Source organism: Pseudomonas sp. S2_C11, from assembly GCF_054668395.1.
Genome location: NZ_CP162765.1, coordinates 3,401,393 through 3,420,740, shown reverse-complemented (window position 1 = coordinate 3,420,740; position 19,348 = coordinate 3,401,393). Strand labels below are relative to the sequence as shown.

Annotated in this window: 14 protein-coding genes; 6 read left to right on the top strand and 8 right to left on the bottom strand. The window is 51.7% G+C overall.

What is annotated here, in order from left to right:
* Positions 1-271: 271 nt before the first annotated feature.
* The 6 genes from AB4N48_RS15390 to AB4N48_RS15365 form a co-directional block, all read right to left on the bottom strand.
* Complete coding sequence (locus tag AB4N48_RS15390; protein WP_122611919.1) at positions 272-1,747, bottom strand: aldehyde dehydrogenase family protein; 1,476 nt, start codon at positions 1,745-1,747, stop codon at positions 272-274.
* Positions 1,748-1,977: 230 nt separating this feature from the next.
* Positions 1,978-2,556 carry a nuclear transport factor 2 family protein gene (locus tag AB4N48_RS15385; RefSeq protein WP_240995490.1) on the bottom strand — a complete coding sequence of 193 codons (579 nt, stop codon included), beginning with the start codon at positions 2,554-2,556 and terminating at the stop codon, positions 1,978-1,980.
* A gap of 324 nt (positions 2,557-2,880) precedes the next feature.
* Complete coding sequence (locus AB4N48_RS15380; protein WP_122880139.1) at positions 2,881-4,593, bottom strand: sigma-54-dependent Fis family transcriptional regulator; 1,713 nt, start codon at positions 4,591-4,593, stop codon at positions 2,881-2,883.
* Between the two features lie 234 nt (positions 4,594-4,827).
* Positions 4,828-5,370: a hypothetical protein gene (locus AB4N48_RS15375; RefSeq protein ID WP_122611921.1), complete on the bottom strand. Its 543-nt coding sequence runs from the start codon at positions 5,368-5,370 to the stop codon at positions 4,828-4,830.
* Between the two features lie 30 nt (positions 5,371-5,400).
* Positions 5,401-6,138: an SDR family oxidoreductase gene (locus tag AB4N48_RS15370; RefSeq protein ID WP_122611922.1), complete on the bottom strand. Its 738-nt coding sequence runs from the start codon at positions 6,136-6,138 to the stop codon at positions 5,401-5,403.
* Between the two features lie 387 nt (positions 6,139-6,525).
* Positions 6,526-7,266, bottom strand: coding sequence for an SDR family oxidoreductase (locus AB4N48_RS15365; RefSeq protein WP_122611923.1), 741 nt, complete (start codon positions 7,264-7,266; stop codon positions 6,526-6,528).
* A 100-nt stretch (positions 7,267-7,366) separates the two neighbouring features.
* Here AB4N48_RS15365 and AB4N48_RS15360 point away from each other — a divergent pair, with 100 nt between their 5' ends.
* Together AB4N48_RS15360 and AB4N48_RS15355 are read left to right on the top strand one after the other, a co-directional pair.
* Entirely contained in the window at positions 7,367-8,272 is a 906-nt protein-coding gene (locus AB4N48_RS15360; RefSeq protein WP_122611924.1) for an AraC family transcriptional regulator, read from the top strand.
* 774 nt (positions 8,273-9,046) lie between these two features.
* Complete coding sequence (locus AB4N48_RS15355; protein WP_122611925.1) at positions 9,047-9,976, top strand: LysR family transcriptional regulator; 930 nt, start codon at positions 9,047-9,049, stop codon at positions 9,974-9,976.
* A gap of 543 nt (positions 9,977-10,519) precedes the next feature.
* On the opposite strand, the gene AB4N48_RS15350 is transcribed toward AB4N48_RS15355, so the two are convergent.
* Positions 10,520-11,290, bottom strand: coding sequence for an alpha/beta fold hydrolase (locus AB4N48_RS15350; RefSeq protein ID WP_122611926.1), 771 nt, complete (start codon positions 11,288-11,290; stop codon positions 10,520-10,522).
* A gap of 158 nt (positions 11,291-11,448) precedes the next feature.
* Between AB4N48_RS15350 and AB4N48_RS15345 the strand changes: the two genes are divergently transcribed.
* The 3 genes from AB4N48_RS15345 (at position 11,449) to AB4N48_RS15335 (ending at position 15,350) form a co-directional block, all read left to right on the top strand.
* Positions 11,449-11,904: a MarR family transcriptional regulator gene (locus tag AB4N48_RS15345; protein WP_122611927.1), complete on the top strand. Its 456-nt coding sequence runs from the start codon at positions 11,449-11,451 to the stop codon at positions 11,902-11,904.
* Positions 11,905-12,357: 453 nt separating this feature from the next.
* Positions 12,358-12,840: an HIT family protein gene (locus AB4N48_RS15340; protein WP_122611928.1), complete on the top strand. Its 483-nt coding sequence runs from the start codon at positions 12,358-12,360 to the stop codon at positions 12,838-12,840.
* 1,076 nt (positions 12,841-13,916) lie between these two features.
* Positions 13,917-15,350: a mechanosensitive ion channel family protein gene (locus AB4N48_RS15335; protein WP_122880140.1), complete on the top strand. Its 1,434-nt coding sequence runs from the start codon at positions 13,917-13,919 to the stop codon at positions 15,348-15,350.
* Positions 15,351-16,498: 1,148 nt separating this feature from the next.
* Here the strand turns inward: AB4N48_RS15335 and AB4N48_RS15330 are convergent.
* Entirely contained in the window at positions 16,499-17,677 is a 1,179-nt protein-coding gene (locus tag AB4N48_RS15330) for a GGDEF domain-containing protein (RefSeq protein WP_122611930.1), read from the bottom strand.
* A gap of 613 nt (positions 17,678-18,290) precedes the next feature.
* On the opposite strand from AB4N48_RS15330, the gene AB4N48_RS15325 reads away from it, so the two are divergent.
* A complete protein-coding gene (locus AB4N48_RS15325; protein WP_122611931.1) occupies positions 18,291-19,304 on the top strand; it encodes an NAD(P)-dependent oxidoreductase in 1,014 nt (337 codons plus the stop codon).
* Positions 19,305-19,348: the final 44 nt, after the last annotated feature.

The window sequence follows — 19,348 nt, the reverse complement described above, 5'->3', positions numbered from 1 at the left end:
AGCTAACAACTAGTGATACGACATGAGTACCGGCGGTGAAAATACGAGTGCATGGCTCTTTCTTGATCCTGTACCGTAATGGCCTCGCAGATAGGGGTGTCAGATGAACTGTGTGCCCGAGTGGTTGACACCTAATGCCAGTCCACAAGAAAAACAGTCCATCGACATTGACATGATCCCTCTTTTAAGGAGATATCGAGTCCGGCTGAAGTCGAGGTTGGATAGGCATACACCTGAATCGACGTTCTTGGACAGCGAAATCAGGCCACGCTTATGCGCCCATCAGTCCGGAGTTGAGTGTGATCGTTCTGATCTCCGTGAAGTCGTCGATCGCCGTCACGCCGTTTAAGCGGCCGAGTCCCGACTGCTTGGAACCGCCTTCCTCGGTGTTTTCACCGAGTGCACCCCATTCATTGATCCAGACCATACCCGCTTCAATCCTGGGCGCGAGTCGCAGCGCCTTCGAGACATCGCGCGTCCAGATGCTGGCCCCCAAGCCGTAGATACTGTCGTTGGCCATGGCGACAGCTTCATTCTCGGTGGTGAATCGCTGCATGGTAACCACCGGGCCGAAAGTTTCCTCTTGGACAACTGACATCGTTGGATCGGTGACCTCCAGAAATGTAGGGCGGAAAAACGCACCGTTCGACAGCGGGCCGTCGGTGACCGGCCCGCCTCTCACAATCACCTCAGCGCCTTCGGAGATTGCGCGGTCAACAACTTTGTCGACTCGTGCGACGTTCTCGCGGTCGATCATCGGACCCATATCGCTCGAAAGGTCTGCCGCAGGCCCGACCTTTACCGCGCAAAGGCGCTCGGCAAACCGTCTCCGAAATTCATCGGCAATCCCTTCTTGCACGATCACCCGTTGGCCTGTCACGCAGAACTGACCCGCGAACATCGTCACTGACATCTCGAGTATAGGCAGCGCAAGATCGAGATCGGTATCATCAAACACGATTGATGGGGTCTTTCCGCCTAGTTCCAGTCCCACGCGCTTGAAGTGCGGTGCGGCGCTCAGGGCGATCGCTTTGCCGGTCGCTGTGCTACCCGTGAAGCTAATGACCGGCACCTCCGGAGAAGCGACGAGATGCTTGGCGCCTTCGCCAGTCTCGTCAGTGAATACATTGATCACGCCGCGGGGCAGTCCCGTTACGTTGGCAAAGATCCTGGACAGGGTCGCGGCAATTTGCGCGCTCTTGCCCGGCATCTTGATAATTACCGCACAGCCGGCTGCCAAAGCAGGCGCCAGCGATCGTACCGTCAGGATTATCGGGGAATTCCAAGGCACGATAACGCCCGCCACTCCCATCGGCTTGCGCACCATCATCGCGATTCTGCCCAAGTTGGAGTCCACAACCCGTCCGGCATCAGTGCGCACGATGCCGGCAAAATACCGCAGCGACGGCGCGCAAAGATCGACTTCGAAGCTAGCCTCGCGTTGAATCTTGCCGTTTTCGGTGTAGAGGATCTTGATGAGCTCGCCCCGATTGCGCTCGAACGCGTCTGCAAGGTTATCGAGCACGCGAGCCCGCAGATTGCGGTCGTGAACCCAGTCGGTCTCGCGCATTGCGCTCTTCGCCGCGGCAATGGCCGCTTCAGCGGTTTCAACACCACCTTCGGCATAGGTGCCGATAATCTCGTAAGTGGCAGGGTTTATGGATCCACGGATCGTATCCGAGTCCACCCACTCGCCGCCGATCCAATTCACCGCATGTCTGGACGTGTGCGGGGTATGACTATTCATGGCTAACTCCTGCGTTTTGTCTGGGGTGTGCTGTCGAATGGTTCCGTCCCAGCGTGCCTGCGAACCGTCGGCAACCATTACGTCACGTTGGTTGGCGCCGACGGAACCTGAGGAAAAACGGCGCATCGGTACTGTGGGCGGACGCGCATAAGGAGAGATGTTTGCAATGCTATGCTCTCCCAGCTGGGCACCATCTGCCGGCGAGGGTTCAGTCCTTGCGATCGAGGCCTTTAATCCGCACCTACGGTGAAGGGGCCTGTGTCCGTCGATGTCTTCACGGTCCACGCACCTGACTGCCGGAATGAGCTGGCAGACGCGTAGGTATCTTCCATGAACTGGAAATAGATCATCTTGCCATCGCGGACCTTGGCGTGGATGGAAAACGGTGATGTGAACACCCGGTCGACCGCCACGGACCGGTAAGTGAACCTACCGAAAATAGCCACATCCTCGCCGGAAGCGATTTTAGTATTGATGGTGAAGTTTTCGATTTTCCAGTAATCCGACACCTGCAAGAATAATGAACTGAAGGCTTTCGGACCCTTGTTTGTGCCAGTCCAAGGTAGGATTTTCTGAAGTTCCGGGTTGTCGAAGTTTAGAGACACATAGATCGCGTCTGGAGCCGCCAGCTTCTCTGCAGCTGCTTCAACTTTATCGGGCGCAGTATTGGCCAGGAATTCCGTAACAACCGAGAGTGAAGTAGCAGACTGCGATTCGCTACTCGACTGTGCAGCCACAGGGGCCATAGTTAAAATGCTCGTGGCGAGTGTAATTGCTGCAGCGAGCGACTTGATTTTAGGGACGATCATAAGCTTTCTCCGTTTTAACTACCGTTTGCGGTGTGTGGGAACCAAAACACACCCCACTAAGTACTGGTTTGTACAAAGCGATCGGTATTACCTGAGCAAAGGCTATGCCACTGCAGTAATATTTATAGAAAGCTCATATTTATCAATAAGATAGGTTGTTTGTTGATGTGCCCTAGATCGAATCCAGCTTGTAGCGGAAGAGAGACGGATTGATTATTTGGTAAGGTGATTATGATGGTTGTCGATTTGATTAATGCCGCTGAAGTATTTCTGGCAGGTGGGCCACAATTGAAAGGGAGCCGCCCGAGAGGCGGCTAATTGAAGTCAGTCGTCCGTATCAACTTCGAGGATGCCACTTTTTTTCAGACGGTAAGCCAGTGCCGGTCGGGTCAAGCCAAGAATGCGAGCGGCTTGCGAAACGTTTTGTTGCGTAAGGTCCATCGCACGTCGCATCAGATGTTCTTCCACAGATTCCATGCTGATGTTCCTTTCGAATATCTGCGTGACCCAATCGGCGGCGCTGTCATTATCTGTGGTGTGAATCAACGCACCTTCGGCGTTGAGACGATCACCGGGCTGATCGCCTGTCTTAGGGAAGACTGCGAAGAGCGCGTCTTGTCCTATTGTTTCGTTGCTGTCGGTCAGTATGACGCCGCGTTCAACTACGTTCTCCAATTCGCGAATATTGCCTGGCCACGCGTAATTGAGGCATAGTTCCAGTGCCTTGTCTGATAAACCCAAGGTACGCTTGTGGTACTGAAGGTGAAACTTGTTTAGAAAGTGCTCGACCAGCAGCGGCAGGTCCTCAAGCCGCTCGCGCAGGGGAGGGACCTGCACCGGAAACACATTCAATCGGTAGTACAGATCCGCACGAAACCGGCCTGCCTCGACAGCATCGGCGAGGCTTTCATTGGTGGCCGCAATTACTCGCACATCGACCTTGCGGGTCCGTGAGTCTCCCACCCGTTCGAGTTCACCCTCCTGCAATACCCGTAACAAGGTCGTCTGCGCTCTAGGCGTCAGTTCTATAACTTCGTCCAGAAAGATGGTCCCGCCGCTGGCGCGCTCGAAGCGCCCCAGTCGGGTCTGATTGGCGCCGGTATAAGCGCCTTTCTCCACGCCAAACAATTCAGCCTCGATCAGGTCCGGCGGAATCGCAGCACAGTTCACAGCGATGAACGCTTGCTCGGCGCGCTCGCTTCGAAGATGCACGCTCCGCGCGATGACCTCCTTGCCGACACCGGTTTCTCCGAGCAGCAGGACTGAAATCTTGCCCTTGGCAGCCTTGTCTATCGTCTTGCACACCTTCCGGTAAGCCGTTGAATGCCCTATTCCGTAGTAATGATCTTTCTGCTTCTCCAGACTTGTGCGTAGTGAACTGACCTGCGATTGCAGTTCATATAGCTTCTCGATGATTGGATCACTTTGGAAGTACTGTCTGAACTCTGCTGCGTTCTCCCATTCCTCTGCAGGTTTTCCAATAATGATACAACGCTTATCGCCGCAACCGCGGCAGCTCGTTTCCTGGATGATGATCTCGCGTTTCATAAAAGAAGAGCTGTACGCACATGCGTAGCCTAGCAAGGACCAGCAAACCGGTTCATCCATTAGACCCACCTCCGTCAGGCAGGTCTCGACCTCGAATGAATCGACCCATTCAAGTTCGCAATAGAAGTGGCCGGTCTCCTGATCCAGCTCTAACTGGATGGGTTTCGCATTGACCATGCCTTTCAAGGAGTGCAAATGCGGTCCAACCAAGAACATCTCCAATTCCGGACTGTTTGGCCTAAGCTTTCGGGCCATTTCGGCGTCTTTAAGCCCGGATTGGTAGCCAAGGCGCAGGAAGAACCCTTTAGCGCGCTCGATGCCTAGGCTACTGATCAGTTCACGGCGGAAATTAGCCATCGCCGACACCTGCATCAGCAGCATGCGTTGCTCGCCGAACCAGATCTTGCCTTCTGTGCTTTGAAAGTGGACCTGATCGCTCAGGTCCTTAAAGCCGGAGTACTCGAGTTCCGGTTTGTAGCTGATAACCATGAGGGAGATCCCAATAGTGTCGTTATTGTTGCTATTGTTGTTGGTGTTCTTGTGCTGCCAGATCTACCTTCGGGTAGACAGGTCGTGCAACGGGAGCTGGCTAACCTTGCGCGCTAATTCTCCAGTGGGGCGCCCCCGCCCGGATACCAAGAGACTACTTCATATAGTCGAAATCAAAAGTACTCGTAATTTAGGACTTGCAAGCCCATCCTCATCCACAAAATGCTGTCTGGATCACCGACTACTTTCCTTGTCCGGGTCTGAAAACATCCATGGGCGCAGAGCTTGATGAGCGCGAGGAAGGATCACCCATGTCAGAATGACGGTAAGTACTATCGAGCTACCTGTTAGTAGTAGCCAGTTTACTGAGCCGGAGAGGGGGCGGATCATGAGAATATTTACAGCGACTAGAGTCGGATAGACACTGAGCCACGTAGCGGCCGCATGCTTCCACTTTGGCGTACTGACTGGTCCTGTGATCTTTACGGCGCTAGTTTGGCCGACATGGGGCTTGATGGTCTTTAATGAGTAATTCACACCCTCCGCGCGCAGCAACAGCCAGAGTGCTTCTGATCTCAGCCAGTTGTCGAGTTGCTCCTGAGAGTTGAACTGCACAAGCGTATGAGATATCGCCGGCCCCTGATCTAGTCGAATGGTTGAGCGAAAGCCGGCGGCTGCATGGACACTGTCTCCCATTCTTTTCGACCAATCGATGAATGCCTGTTCATGGCCCGAGCGTATGATGTGGTAGACCACCACACCAGCAATGTCAGGCATGCTTATAACCCTTTTTACGGGAATTGGAGCTTATGCGTTCGCGCCTCCGTCCACAGTTAGGGTGATGCCAGTGACCATATTTGAGGCAGGGCCTGCAAGAAATACGACTGCGTCGGCGATCTCTCTTGGGGTGGAATAACGGCCGATCGATGACAGGCCTCGCTGGAAATCTGCACTCTCGCCATCGGCAGGATTTGCATCAGTATCGGTCGATCCAGGCAGGACAAGATTTACCGTAATGCCCTGGGGGCCAAGTTCGCGCGACAGGCCGCGAGTGAAGGAGAGAAGCGCAGACTTCGACATGGCGTAAGCCGTAATGCCCCCAAACGGGACGCGTTCAGCCAGAGACGAGCCGATCGAAATAATGCGGCCACCTTCGCTCAGATGCGGTATCGCGGCTTGTGCCGCAACAAACGGTCCGCGGACGTTAACGTCCATCAGCGCCTGAAATTCTACGAGGTCGACCTCAGCGACTGGTCCCGCTAGTCCGATGGCAGCACTGTTGACGAGAATGTCGAGGCCGCCCAGCATATTGACGGTTTCGCTAACGGCTCGCTTGATAGCGTCCGGATCGGCGCTGTCGGCCTGAATGGCCAAACCACGGCGTCCCAGTTTTTCCATGAAAGCTACAATCTGCACTGCCTGCTCGGAGGAATTTAGATATGTGAATGCGACGTCCGCTCCATTTGCGGCCAAGGCTTTTGCAATCGCGGCGCCAATACCGCGAGAACCGCCCGTAACTAGCGCGCGCTTGCCTATGAGATTCATACTGGTTCCCCACTTAAGACAGCAATGTATGTCTGGTTTGTTTTGATCAAAATAGCGGTGCTCTCGCCAAAGCGCTTACAGCGCAGAACACCGACCGCATGATTTATGTATCCCAATTGAGTTCTGTAATTAATTCACACTCTGGATTGACAATGGGAGCGACGACATCGCTGTTCACAATGAGTGGAGTACTCAGTCACCTATCGGAACCACTTGACCTTCTTGTTGAAATGGTAAATCAGGAGCCCCAATGAAATAAGTGAGTAAAAAACGAATCGACGTTTCGTTTTTTTCGAACAGTCAACACTTTGGCTGTAAATGAGCTGTCAGCGTTTAATGCCGCCATCTCGCCTCGGGGAGGGCGTCATGCGCTTAAGCAGACGTGACTCACTCGCTTTCCAACTCAATGGCGTCTGCGCCAGCGACGATGCGCATTGGCGCCGTCGAGTCGCTCGCCGCCAGCCATACTGCCTCAGCGACATCCTGAGTTTCAGTGATCTTGGTCAGCTCCGCCCAACCGGCAAAGATCTGTTGTGCCAACGCTGTGTAAGTTTCGGGAATGCTGCCTTGCATTCGGGGTTGTGCATTTTTTCCGAAGTCGGTTGCGGGAGCACGTCCCGGAAGCACCAGGTTCACCCGAACATTAAATGGTTCGAGCTCATGCGCAAGGGACTCGGTAAATGCATTTACCGCCGCCTTGCTTGCGGTATAGACACTGAGTAGCGGCAGTGACTTTATCGTTACGCTCGAGGTGACGTTGACCACAACACCCGCTCTACGCTCCCGAAACTGCGGGATTACCGCCTGAGTCATCGCCATCGTGCCAAAGGTGTTGGTTTCAAAAATGTCACGGATCGCTTGCATCGATGTTCCTTCGAGGGCACCGAGCAAACCAATTCCGGCGTTGTTGACGAGCACGTCGATTGGCCCAGAGTCTTCTATTGCCCGCTGAATACTATTCGGCTCGCGCACGTCCAAGGCAAGCACACGCAGGTGCTCGGACTTTGCAAAAAGCCCCTCTGTCGGCGTGCGCATCGTCGCGATCACCTTCCAGTTACGCTCCAGAAAATAGTGGGCAATGGCCAGACCAAAGCCGGAAGAGCATCCAGTAATCAGCACAGTCTTCATATGTCGTTTGCATCAGATGGTTGATAGGGCTAAAACGATAAGTTGTTGCGCCCGGACTTAATATAATAGCCAGTCCGCTAATTTTTCGTAGGAGTCCAACATGCTGGATCCGCTCGCCCAAATTGTCACTCTTCTGCAACCGTGTACTGCGCACTCCAAAATTGTCAGTGGAGCTGGTGCTTGGCTTGTGCGACGCTCCGCGTTCGGTCAGCCCTTTTATTGCGCGATCCTGGAAGGTGGAAGCCGGCTGTCGGTCTCCGGGCAGTCGACAATAACGTTGAAAGCCGGTGACTTTGTTTTGATCCCGGCGGCCTACGACTTCACGATGATGAGCCTCCAACCTATTTCAGCCAATGAAGGCGATACCCCGCCAATTGAAGTTCGACCACGTGACGTCCGAGTTGGTATCTCAGATATCTCGCACGATGTTCAATTGATAGTGGGTCACTGTACATTCGGCTCACCGGATGCTGCGCTGCTGGTCTCCTTACTACCTCAACTGATACACGTCCGCGGCGCGCGCCGGTTGGCAATGCTGGTTGAACTCGTTACCGAGGAAGCTCGGGGGCAGCGTCCGGCGCGCGATGTCATCCTGGAGAACCTATTAAAGGTGTTGTTTATAGAGGCGCTGCGCTCCACTGCGACTGAAACTTCGCCGCCCGGTCTACTCCGCGGACTAGGTGATGCACGTCTGGCCATAGCGATACGGCAAATGCACGAGCATCCCAATCAGCCGTGGACGGTCAGGCAACTCGCCAAGGAAGCTGCCCTCTCGCGCTCCACCTTCTTCGAACGATTTAAACAATCAGTGGGTATGGCGCCGATGGAATATCTACTCGCATGGCGGATGGCGGTGGCGAAAAACCTCCTCCGTCGCCGAGACGAAAGTATTGCCGAGATCGCACAGCGGGTCGGTTACAGCTCCGTTAGCGCATTCAGCGTTGCATTTACACGCAATACAGGCCTTGCGCCTGGACGTTATTCGCGGGAGGGGATCGCTGTCTGAATCGGGTATAGGCAAACACAGTATTCCGCCTATATCTGTTTTCTCAATCTAGTACTTCGTTCAGCAACGCCAAGCTTAACTCGTCAAGAGGGAGCTGCTCGAGCGTCAGCGTGAGGGCGCGAAGAATACGGTCACTGGCAACACCTGTTTATTGAACCAAAGTCCATTGCTAAAGATTGGCAGAGGATCTCTGCTGGGTTTCTGATTACCAAACCCGGCATTCAGACCTGCCTAGTTGATGGAAACAAAGGGTCGCGCTGGCGCTGTCTTAATGTGCGGTGATAGGGCGCATCGGAATTGCCCGCAGCTTTTATTGGTCCTCATCATTGAGCATCGATCGAGACAGTGCAGGCCTCAAGTAGACGTCGGGTCAGGGCTGCAAGGATACGAGCTAGTTTGAATCTAGGACGGCTAAATTTTGGACGACAACATACGCAAGTGATTGGCCTAGTCTCGCGTAGTCTGAGTCCCGACAACGGGTGCGACTTAGCGAAGCAGTCTAACAAGTGAACGACGAGTGTGGTCTGTGCGACCCGAGCTAACCACTGCTGAGCGGCGGGCAACACAGGACGATGTCGTACAAGTTCATGGCACCTCGATTGCGACTTTAAAAAGAATGGTGATTGATCGACCATCGTTACGTCTGGTTACTCTTTCGCGCAGTCTTCGCCAGAATGCGAATGGCGTCTCCGAATATGCTCTATTTCTCACTAGTGAGTGACTGACCTACATCAGATTGCTATATGAAAAACACAATTCATCCGGAGATGCAGAGTGAACAAGCTGTCAGAAATGCATTCTTTCGTAACCGTAGTGGACACGGGCAGCCTCTCCGAGGCTGCTCGTCGTATGGGAACAGCCAAGTCGGTGGTTTCCCAGAGAATTCAAAACTTAGAAAAGCGGTTGGGCGGCTCTTTGCTCGAGCGGGGCAGGCATACAAGACTGACTGAGTCGGGCGAAATATTTTATCGCCATTGCATCGAAATTCTGGCTGATGTTGAAGATGCTGAAAACGCCGTTCAAATTTCTCAGGCTACTGTCCGCGGGAGTTTGCGTATTGCAGCGCCGATGGCTTTTGGTATGCGCTACCTCACCCCGATTTTGTCGTCCTTTGCCAAGCATCACCCCGAATTGGAGCTGGATGTGCAGTTCGATGATCGTCGGGTCAACCTACAGGATGAGGGGTTCGATGCGGCTGTTCGTATCGGTGAGCTGCCAGATTCTTCGCTAATAGCTAGAGTCATTACGCCCAATCGTCACGTCATCTGTGCCAGCCCAGATTATCTGAGCGTCCACGGTACACCGTTGATCCCGCAAGAATTGGCTAAACATTTCGCCATGCTTTATGTGAATCGTGAGCCCCATGGGATGTGGTCACTGCCCATAAATAACGCTTTGGAGTCATTTCGCGTTCGTTGTCGCATGCGTACCAATTGTGGTCACCAGCTAATGGAGGCCGCCAAGGCTGGCTTGGGATTGGCGATACTGCCCACATTTCTTGCCGCGCAAGCAATAGTGGATGGGGAGCTTATAGAGGTACTGGAGCCCTATGCGCCCCGAGGAGGTAATATTTCCGTGGTATTTCGCCAGTCGCAGAAGACCTCATTGAAACTGCATGCGCTTAGCAGTTTCCTCGGAGAGAGAATTGGGAGTCCTCCGATCTGGGACCAGATACTCGAGGCCCATTTGCGCTCATCGGGTTGATAACGTTCGAAAAAAGCGAAGCGCTGATTCTTTGTCCAGTTTCATTGACGCTTGAACGCTGACTCATTCTATCCCAACAAGCGTATTACCTGTGTCTGACAGTGAAATGGGTAAGGGCGGTTGCCAATTTTTGCAAACAGCCAAGCTCATCGTACCTAGCTAACCGGGGCTCTCGCCGGTGCATCATCCTTTGCTGTTGGAAGTGGTCGCGCGGGTGAGATGGTCCCTGTTAAAAACGGCGGCAATGATGGGGGCAGCAACGCTTAGTGAGGAAGTTCGGCTATCAGAAACGGGCGCATAGCTTGCCTTGTAAAATTTGAGTATGGCGGAAGCAATAGTGACATCAGGCGATAGCCTCGCGGCATACCATGCTCGAGTGTTCAGGCAAAAAGCCCGCGTGGAAGCGCGGGCTAACGGATTCAGAAGGAGCGAAAGTCAGCCCAATCGGATGCGTGTTGCGAAAATTCTGTGAGTCAAAAGGATCTGAAACTCCCCAATATCAGATCACTGCTAATCAATGTACCTGGCGGCAGAATTTCAACCTTATTCTGCCGCCTTCTCAATCAGATCGGCTACGGCTTTGGGATTAGATACCATCACAACGTGTGAGCCACCTTTTACTACAATGGTTTGCTTGGAATGCGCACGCTCAGCCATAAAAGCCAATGCCTGAGGTGGAATATTCTTATCCTTGTCGCCGTAAACAAACCACGAGGGGATGGTCTTCCAAGCCGGCTGGGTAGCTGCTTCATTTAATGCCGCGACAGTCACAGGACGTTGACCAGCAGCCATCAGCCGAGCATCGGCTTCAGATACATCGGCAGCAAATTGTTCATGGAATTTATTTTGCTGGATGTAGAGATCTTTCCCGCCATCAGTAAGATCAACCGGTGCCGCTAGAGCAGATGCAAGTGTTCCGCCTGGGAAACGCCCAGACAATTCGGCTGCCGTTTCGCCAGCTTCTGGCGCAAATGCAGCAACGAACACCAAGCCCTTCACATTTTGGTTGCCATGTGCTGCTTCAGAGATTACAGACCCGCCGTAGGAGTGACCCACCAGCACCACGGGCGTCTTGATGCCTTTAATGATGCTTGAAACAGATTGGGCGTCACTTGTCACACCACGCAGAGGATTCGCCGCTGCGATAATAGGGTAGCCGTCCTTTTCCAGAATCTTCACAACACCATTCCAGCTAGAAGAATCAGCGAAAGCACCGTGTACAAGAATCACGGTCGGCTTAACGTCAGCGGCCTGCGCAAAGCTTGCGGCAGTGATTGCACCTGCGAGAGCCAAACCTGAGACAATCTTTTTCATGTAGATATCTTCCTGTGAGGTGGAAACTGCTAATAAATATTGCGCGCAAAATAATCGTGCTGGTACTAATCGTGAGGCAAGTAAATTATTTTGTCAATAGCTTGCGATTGAATCGCGCGCGTAATAGTTTGGTATCCCACGCAGCTTAGGAGAGGCAGGTGAATAAACTGGAAATTTCGGAAGACGATTTCGCACCATTGAATGAGTTTTTGTGCTTCACGATCTACTCAACAGGACATGCTTTCACGCAGTTCTACCGTCCGATATTGGAGGCATTAGGCCTAACGTATCCGCAATATTTGCTAATGGTTGCGCTTTGGGCAAAGGATGATCAGATCATCAAGGATCTGGGTAGCAAGCTATTTTTGGAGTCAAGCACCCTAACGCCATTGGTTAAGCGTCTGGAAAGTGCAGGGTTCATAAACCGTTCCCGCGATCCGAAAGATGAGCGCCAGGTGCGGGTCAAACTGACGGACAAGGGCAGAGCATTGAAGTCTGATGCACTCAAGGTTCCAGATTGCATTCAGTCGGCAGTGGGCATGAGCGTGGAAAAAGTCATGGAGATTCAGGCTGCGGTCGCTGACATCCGTGCCCGGTTGATTGAACGTAGATAAATTCGTCTTCTGGTCTCAAGCCAGTCTCAACTTGCGGATCAGCAATGGTGATCGCAACTGTGCCCGGAGTTCTCGCATAGTTGCGTTCGTCGCATCTGCGTCATCGCCGATTTTTTGGTACTCCACGGCAGGCGCATCACGTTAATGGTGACCAGCGACTGCTAGAAATACCGACCTGAAGGTGGCAAAAGTTAGAGATGATTTGTAACTAATGATGATTTTCGTCGCGTCAATCGCTCAAAGAAATTCTAGAGTGCACTTATGCGTTATGAAGAGCACAAATGTACTATCGAGAGCGTTTTTGGGGGTGTTAAAATTTCTCCTCAAGGCTGTTTAGCTTGGCTTCTGCGCGGCCGTGAGCTTTGTAGGATAGACCGCAACCTTTTGGTCTCCCTAACCCAATTGAACAAATCTCCGCGTATTGCGCGTCCGTCGAACGAAAGGCATCAACGCATGAAAATTCCATCTCAATTTATCATTCATGAAACGACCCACTGGATCGTCAATCACCACATGTCATCCACTCTTCCCGGTTACTTGGTGCTCGGGTCTAAAGCGTACGTGCATTCCTTGGGCGACCTACCCAGCGACGCGCTAATCGAGTTGGGCGGACTACTAGCAACTGTTCAGAACACCATCCAGTTGCAGATGAATCCGAAATGGCTGTACATAAGCCGGTTCGGTCACGATCCCAGCTACCCGATCCACTTTCACTTCATTCCGGTATATCACTGGGTTGAAGAGCTGTTTTGGAAAGACGCCCGTTACCGGATTTTAAATACCTTTGGGTCGAAGGAAAATGCGCAAACGCTGACCGATGGGGCAGAGCTGACACTCTTCATCTGGCGCGAGTTTGGAGAGTGCTCTGGTCCATCCGCTATCCAAGGCCCTCCGGTCATTCAAGTCATTGATGACCTGCGAAAGGCATTCAAATAGGTCAATTTCCGAATTTTAAAAATTGGTTGCTCAACTTCTGAATTATGTATCCGCCTCTAGTTGGACGTACTAAGGTCGCGCTGGTGTGCGGCACCAAAATCGCAATAAACACCCTCACATTTCCCGGCAGCAAGTCCAAATTGTTTACCATAACAACCGCTCGCGCACCGGCCAGAAATTTCGAATGTGTTTATTTGGAGCAAATATGTTTTATTTCGCTTGCGGTTTCATCACATGCAAGGGAGTGATTGTGAAATTTTCATTATTTATTTTGCGCACTAAGTGCTGTGTCTGATTGCGAAGGAGGTTGGTTAAGTTTGATGCGGATGGACGGTCAGGTTGGTATGGTTGCCTACGGCCTAAGTGTGTACTAATCTGGAAGGGTAATCTCCAGCCATTTGCTAGACTGCTCAGACTCACCGCACTATTGTTCTAGTGTGACGGATATATGATATTATTTTATAATCCCAAACTTTGAAGATGGACGTGATGACATTGTTGCCGCAGAATCAGTACGTGCTAGCTATTTCGATTAATGAAAGTTGCTAGGTAAATGTCCGAAAACGTTGTAGAGCGTGTCGTTGATAAGGCCATGAGGCTATCATTCAGCTACTACTCTCCGTTTGCAATAGAAATCCCAACCCAATGCAGCACCACTTATCTCCAGCCATTCGCGTTCACCCTGTCAAACGGATGTGGCATTGACCCACACCAAGAATGGTCAGGAGCTGGCGTCGTCGGTAGTTAACATGGGTCAAGACATAAAAACCGTCTGATAAAGAGTTTTTATCGCATCGAAGATACAATCCTGACATCAAGCTGGATCGCCCAATCGGCGCACCTCTTATGAAGCTAACTCTTTTGTAATTTGGGCCTGGGTTTATGATTTCAGCGGGCAGTGAGAAGCCGAGCAAGCCCAACCACTTAACCTGAAAGCGAGGACATCGGTCTTCATATTTCGGGAGCTTCCAGACTGTTAGTTCTCATCTAAACGGATTATCGTCTATACACTTATCAAACAGTCGCTGGGCTTATGTGACGTCGATAGCGTCAACCAGCCCCCCCCGGAGTAACCCATGTCCTTCTTCTACGCCCACCTTTTGGCATGGAGTGCCTTGCTGCTGCTGATCGACGCCTTGCTCTGGCACGTCGCGCCCTTTAGCCATCGCGTGACGCGGGTGGGGGTGCGTCTGGGGCTGTTTTTATTATTTAGTACGCTGATCATCAACGCCGGCGTCAGCCCGCTTCAGGCGCCGCTGTTGGCCGAGGATCGAGTCGCGCAATTGGGCGCTACTGCCTTGGGCATTCTCTGGTGGCTTTACGCGGCGCGGGTCCTCACCGAAGTCATCGGCCTGTTGCTGATGCGTCGCATCGGGCACAGCGGCCGGTTGCTCCAGGACGTTTTCGGCGCACTGGTGTTTTTGGTTGCCGGCGTCGCGGCGGCGGGTTATGTGCTCGAGTTACCCGTTAAGGGCCTGCTAGCGACCTCAGGGGTTGTGGCCATCGTCGTAGGCCTGGCGTTGCAAAGCACTTTGAGCGACGTGTTTTCTGGGATTGTGCTCAACACTACTAAGCCCTATCAAGTGGATGACTGGATCGTGATAGACGGCGTCGAGGGCAAGGTCCTTGACATCGACTGGCGCGCGACGCACCTGCTAACCAGCGCCGGCAGCACCGCGGTGGTGCCAAACTCAGTGGCGGCCAAGGCTAAAATCGTCAACCTGAGCCGGCCTAATAATGTGCATGGCGTGTCGATCAGCTTAAAGGTACCTAATTATGTTCGTCCGCGTCGGGTGTTGGATGCCCTGGAGCGCACACTTCAAGGCAGCAGCCAATTGCTGCTAAGCCCTGCGCCGAAAGCGGTGTTGAAAGAAGCCGGGGAAACCATGTCCGAATACGTGGCCAGCGGTTTCGTTGCAGAACTTGGCAAGAAAAGCCAAGTGCGCAATCAACTGTTCGACCTGGCACACCGACACCTCGAAGCGGCCGGTATTTCCCGCCAGCTCGATGGTGTGATTGAACCCACAACTCGCGCGCGTACGCTTCTGAATGAGGTGAAAGTGTTTCGCTCTCTGAGCGAGGATGAGCGAGATCAAATGGCGCAATCGATGGTGGCGCAACAGTATGCTGCGGGCCAGTTGGTGCTGGAAGTGGGGGAAGTGCCTGACAGTTTGATGGTGATCGCAACCGGGGTGGTGAGCGCAACGGTACTAGATGGCGCATTGCAAACCGAAGTTGGGCGAATGGGCCCGAGCGAACTGATGGGTGAACAGAGCATTCTCAACGATGAACCGTCCCAAGCCACGTTTACCGCGTTGACCTCCTGCATCATCTACCGAATCGACAAATCCCTGACCCGTGAATACATGGAAAAGCGCGTGGATGTAGGTCGAGCTTTGAACAAGCTGCAAGCGGTCCGCCAACAGAACGGCCGGTTGGCGTTGCTGGCGAAGCCGGTGCAAATTAAGAAAGGCGGATTTTTGAGCTGGCTGCAAAACCGTAATTCATAAACTAGAAATTCTGTGGAGCCGAGTGTGCTTGCGAAAATAGCAATGCACAATCCGCATACCTACCACCCTTAAAGACCAACTCGCTGGTAATTTTGATGGCCGACTAATTCAAATCCCTGCCATTCATAGGCGCAATGGGCTGTTAGATACCTCTGCGTGGCATTTACATACCTCCCTTTATACTATGCTATTTCTAGGCCTCAGTCAGAAATGCCATCTGCTTGACCGTACCAAGTTCTCGCCCTTGCAATAGCACTGCGTTGAAAATTTTGCGTAAAGCGACTTCTTAATTTTCAATGGCAAATTGACCGCTGGCGACGATTTCGTGTTGATGGTTGGGGAACGCTGCAAGCTGACCGTCGGGAAAAACTGCATGTTAACCGCAGGCGCCGACAGCAGACTCATAGGTAGCCTTGGGCCCAACCTTCAGCTGGGGAGAATCTTTTGCTGCTGGGATGGAAAACGCTATAACAATGTGAACGTTAAGACTGGGAACGACGATGTAAAGGCTGATGTTCCGTTTCAGATAGGAGAGGAAAGCAATGTAAAATAGTGAAATCGTGTCCGATCAGTCCCAGAGCCACCTATCAACATTCAGGCTAAATCCATAACTCGGTTCGCTAATTAGCGGTTAGCTTTTCCGGTATCTGGAAAGGCTTGTTCAGCTAGCTTAATGGAGCCAGCGAGCAATCGTTTTTGGTCGAATGCAATCTTTTCAAAGGTGACTGCTATCGAACCAGGCTGCGTAAAAACGCTACGCAAGAATTTAAGTGCGCGCTGCTACGTTAAGTCTGAGATTTGTCGGCAGATCTTTATGCGTTGCGCGTCCTATGGAGTAGTTATACTACAAATCATGACGCTGTTATTAAAAACCTACAGTGATCACGAAAAAAGTTATAGTCAGTCAATATTTTAATTGATGGTTTTTCCTTGCGCCTGCTTAATTGAGTCTCAAATCGATTTGTAAATTTTTTCACAATGCGACAGGCGTTTTAGACGCAAGTGCGATGTTGATCCATATTTCAGCGCATTATTGAGTGTTGAATTTCATCGATTTATGTTTTACCGCAGGGTCTGGGTAGGCAATGGATTGGCGCGGATCATTAAAACCGAGGTATCGAAAGCAGAAATGTGCTGTGCATAGTAAGTCAGCCGATCCGTACGTTGGCTTTACTAGAGTCAAAAATTACGCGATTGCGACCGCGGCGTTTTGCTTCAAACAAAGCGTCATCTGCTGTTTTCATCAAAGCTTGGAAAACTGAGCTGTCACGTGCGTAAGAGAAAGTTGCACCGATGCTGATCGTAAGATTAAGCTGTTTGCCCTCAATGATGCGAGCATGAAGTTCGATCTTCTGACGCAAGCGTTCAGCAGTTGTACGAGCTCCCGCTTCATCGAGGCCGATCATCACTATGGCAAACTCCTCGCCGCCTAAGCGACCGATAAAATCAGCTTGGCGTAGTTCAATTTTAAGTATGCTTGCAACCTTCTTTAGCGCGGCATCACCAATGGCGTGACCAAAAGTATCATTAATGGATTTAAAGTTGTCTAAATCAAGCATCATAATTGTTGTCGGTAACATCCCGTCGTTATTGTCAATGCCGGCTGCAGATTCACGTAAAAAATGGCGGCGATTAGGTAGCTGTGTCAGGTCATCTCTGTCCGCCTGCAACATGAGGTATCTTTCTCGATCCATAAATAACAGCAGCGGTAGCAGCATGCTGGCTATTGTCGTTAGCAGTAGGTGGCTGACTAGTGCGAGCTTCAAATAAACCTTTTCGTGCCCTTGTGGCATTGTTTGCCATTGATAAGTGTACAGAAAAACTTCGGCGCACATAGTTAGCGCATGCATGGTCAAGATACTTTGCAACAGGCCGCATGTTAAGCGCTGAGTTGAATTTGAAGCTAGCAGTGCAATACACCAAAAGCATGCTAATGCTATGAATGCCGCCGTTAGAATCGGCGCGCTATGGGATAACTCATATGTATAAAAAAGCAGCGTAGAGTAGGCTGCCATAGCGGTGCCGACCAAATGTGTCGGCAAGGATCTTTCAGTGCCATGAAAAAAGCGCAATAGCCCGGTCGCGATCAGAACGGGTGGTAATGCTAATAAACAGTGAGCAAGCCAGACGCTGATTAAGGGAGTGACTTGATACAGGCGAGATGCCGCAAGCAGGCTTGCAAAAACAAAAATAACGCATGAGCCAATCCAGTGTAAAAGTGCGGGGTGCCTTATGCCTAATTTAGTCAGCAGAAGCATATAGCCTGCTGCCAAAGCACTAATGGTCAATGAGCATATTGTAATTATAGTTAAATCTATTTCAGACATACGTTTCTGCTAAATAAAAAAAAGAGTGTGCGTCCATTACGTCGCAAAATATATTAGCTTCCGTAATCCAACAGACTGATTTCATTCGAGTGATGTGCGTTTGTATAGTATGGGTATTTTACCCCGCAATTTTCTGTTGAGCGAGGATCTTCGCTGATGCCTGGTAAGCCGGCAAGCGCTTTCATTACCGAATTGTGTTCTCCGTCATAAAAATGAATTGAGGGGGGAGGTGATTATCTCGAATGAGTCGTTTAACTGAATTTGCTTAAATTAGTCGATCTACTTTTGGTGGATGCTGCGAGCACAATTGCTTGAGAGCTGATTCGAGTGCAGTTGAACTCAGAATGGAAAGGACTGGACCGTGCTCATTCCGAGGTGCCTGCTCACCCGCAGCCTCGGACGGTTTGGTTGAGAGACAGGAGCCTTAGGCAGATATGACACCTGTGAAACTCACAGTCCGTCGATTGAGATCGGTTCGCTTGCTAATAACAAGAGAAATCTTTATGAAAAAAATAGCTGCCGCGCTCTAGGGCTTAGGCAACAACTCGGAACCATCGCGACGAGGCGCTTACCAATACTATGTCGCAGCCTAAAAAGCTCAGGAGGAATACCTATGTCGCTTCATCCAATTTTGTTCCTCGGTGGCTCTGGAGCCATTGGTCATCGCTCAGCTAAAGCTTTGCGTGCAGTTTATCCCGACATTCCTTTACTGATAGGTGGCCGAAATCTGACAAAAGCTCAGCGAGCTGCGCAAGAGATTGGCGGCGCACGGGGAGTGGTTATAGATTTTGCTGCTGATGACCTGGGATTAGGTGATTGCCAAGTCAGCGCGGTGGCGATTTTCTATATGGATCATGCCCTCGATGGACTACGATTTGCGCAGAGGCGCAGAGTGCCACACCTCAGTATTTCGTCCGGCGTCTTCGAAATCGCGCCTCAGATCGCGAGGTTCATTCATAACCCTGGCGCTGCGCCCGTGGTGTTGGGTTATGAGTGGCTTGTGGGGGCAACCACTGTTGGAACGCTGCATATTGCTAATGCGTTTGCCCGAATAAGCCACATCCGTATTGACGCATTGGTCGACGAACAGGATGGCGGCGGGCCTACAGTGGCCAAGGATTTCGAACATTTGAATAAAATGTTGCCATTCGCACTGACTCGGCGCGACCACAATTTTATATGGCGAGAAGGCGACGATGCAAAAGTAACGTTTCTTGCGCTGGATGGTACACCGATGCAGGCAACGGGGTTTTCCTCAATCGATGTTGCTGGTTTGGCGGCCGCTACTGAAGCGCCTAATGTGCAGTTTAATCTCGGTAGCGGGGTGAGTTCTTCCCGTCGCGCTGGCCTTCCGATGTCGACTGAAATACTTATCGAAATGATTGGTGAGGACCACGAAAACCGCCCGCTTCACACTCGCCATGCCCTCGTGCACCCATCGGGAGCAGCAGCGCTCACAGGGCTAAGTGTGGCGATGTTGCTGGAGCGATTGCTAGGGCTTGACGGCGAGCCGCCCACTCCGGCGGGTCTCTATTTTCCTTATCAGCTAATCGAGGCGTGTGCGTACCTGGAAAGACTCAGGAAGGAGGGCGGGGAAGTGATTGAACTGCAAGTGCAGCGGGATTAGTTGCGGCTATTTGAAAAAGTATTCTTTTGCAGCAATAGTGGAGG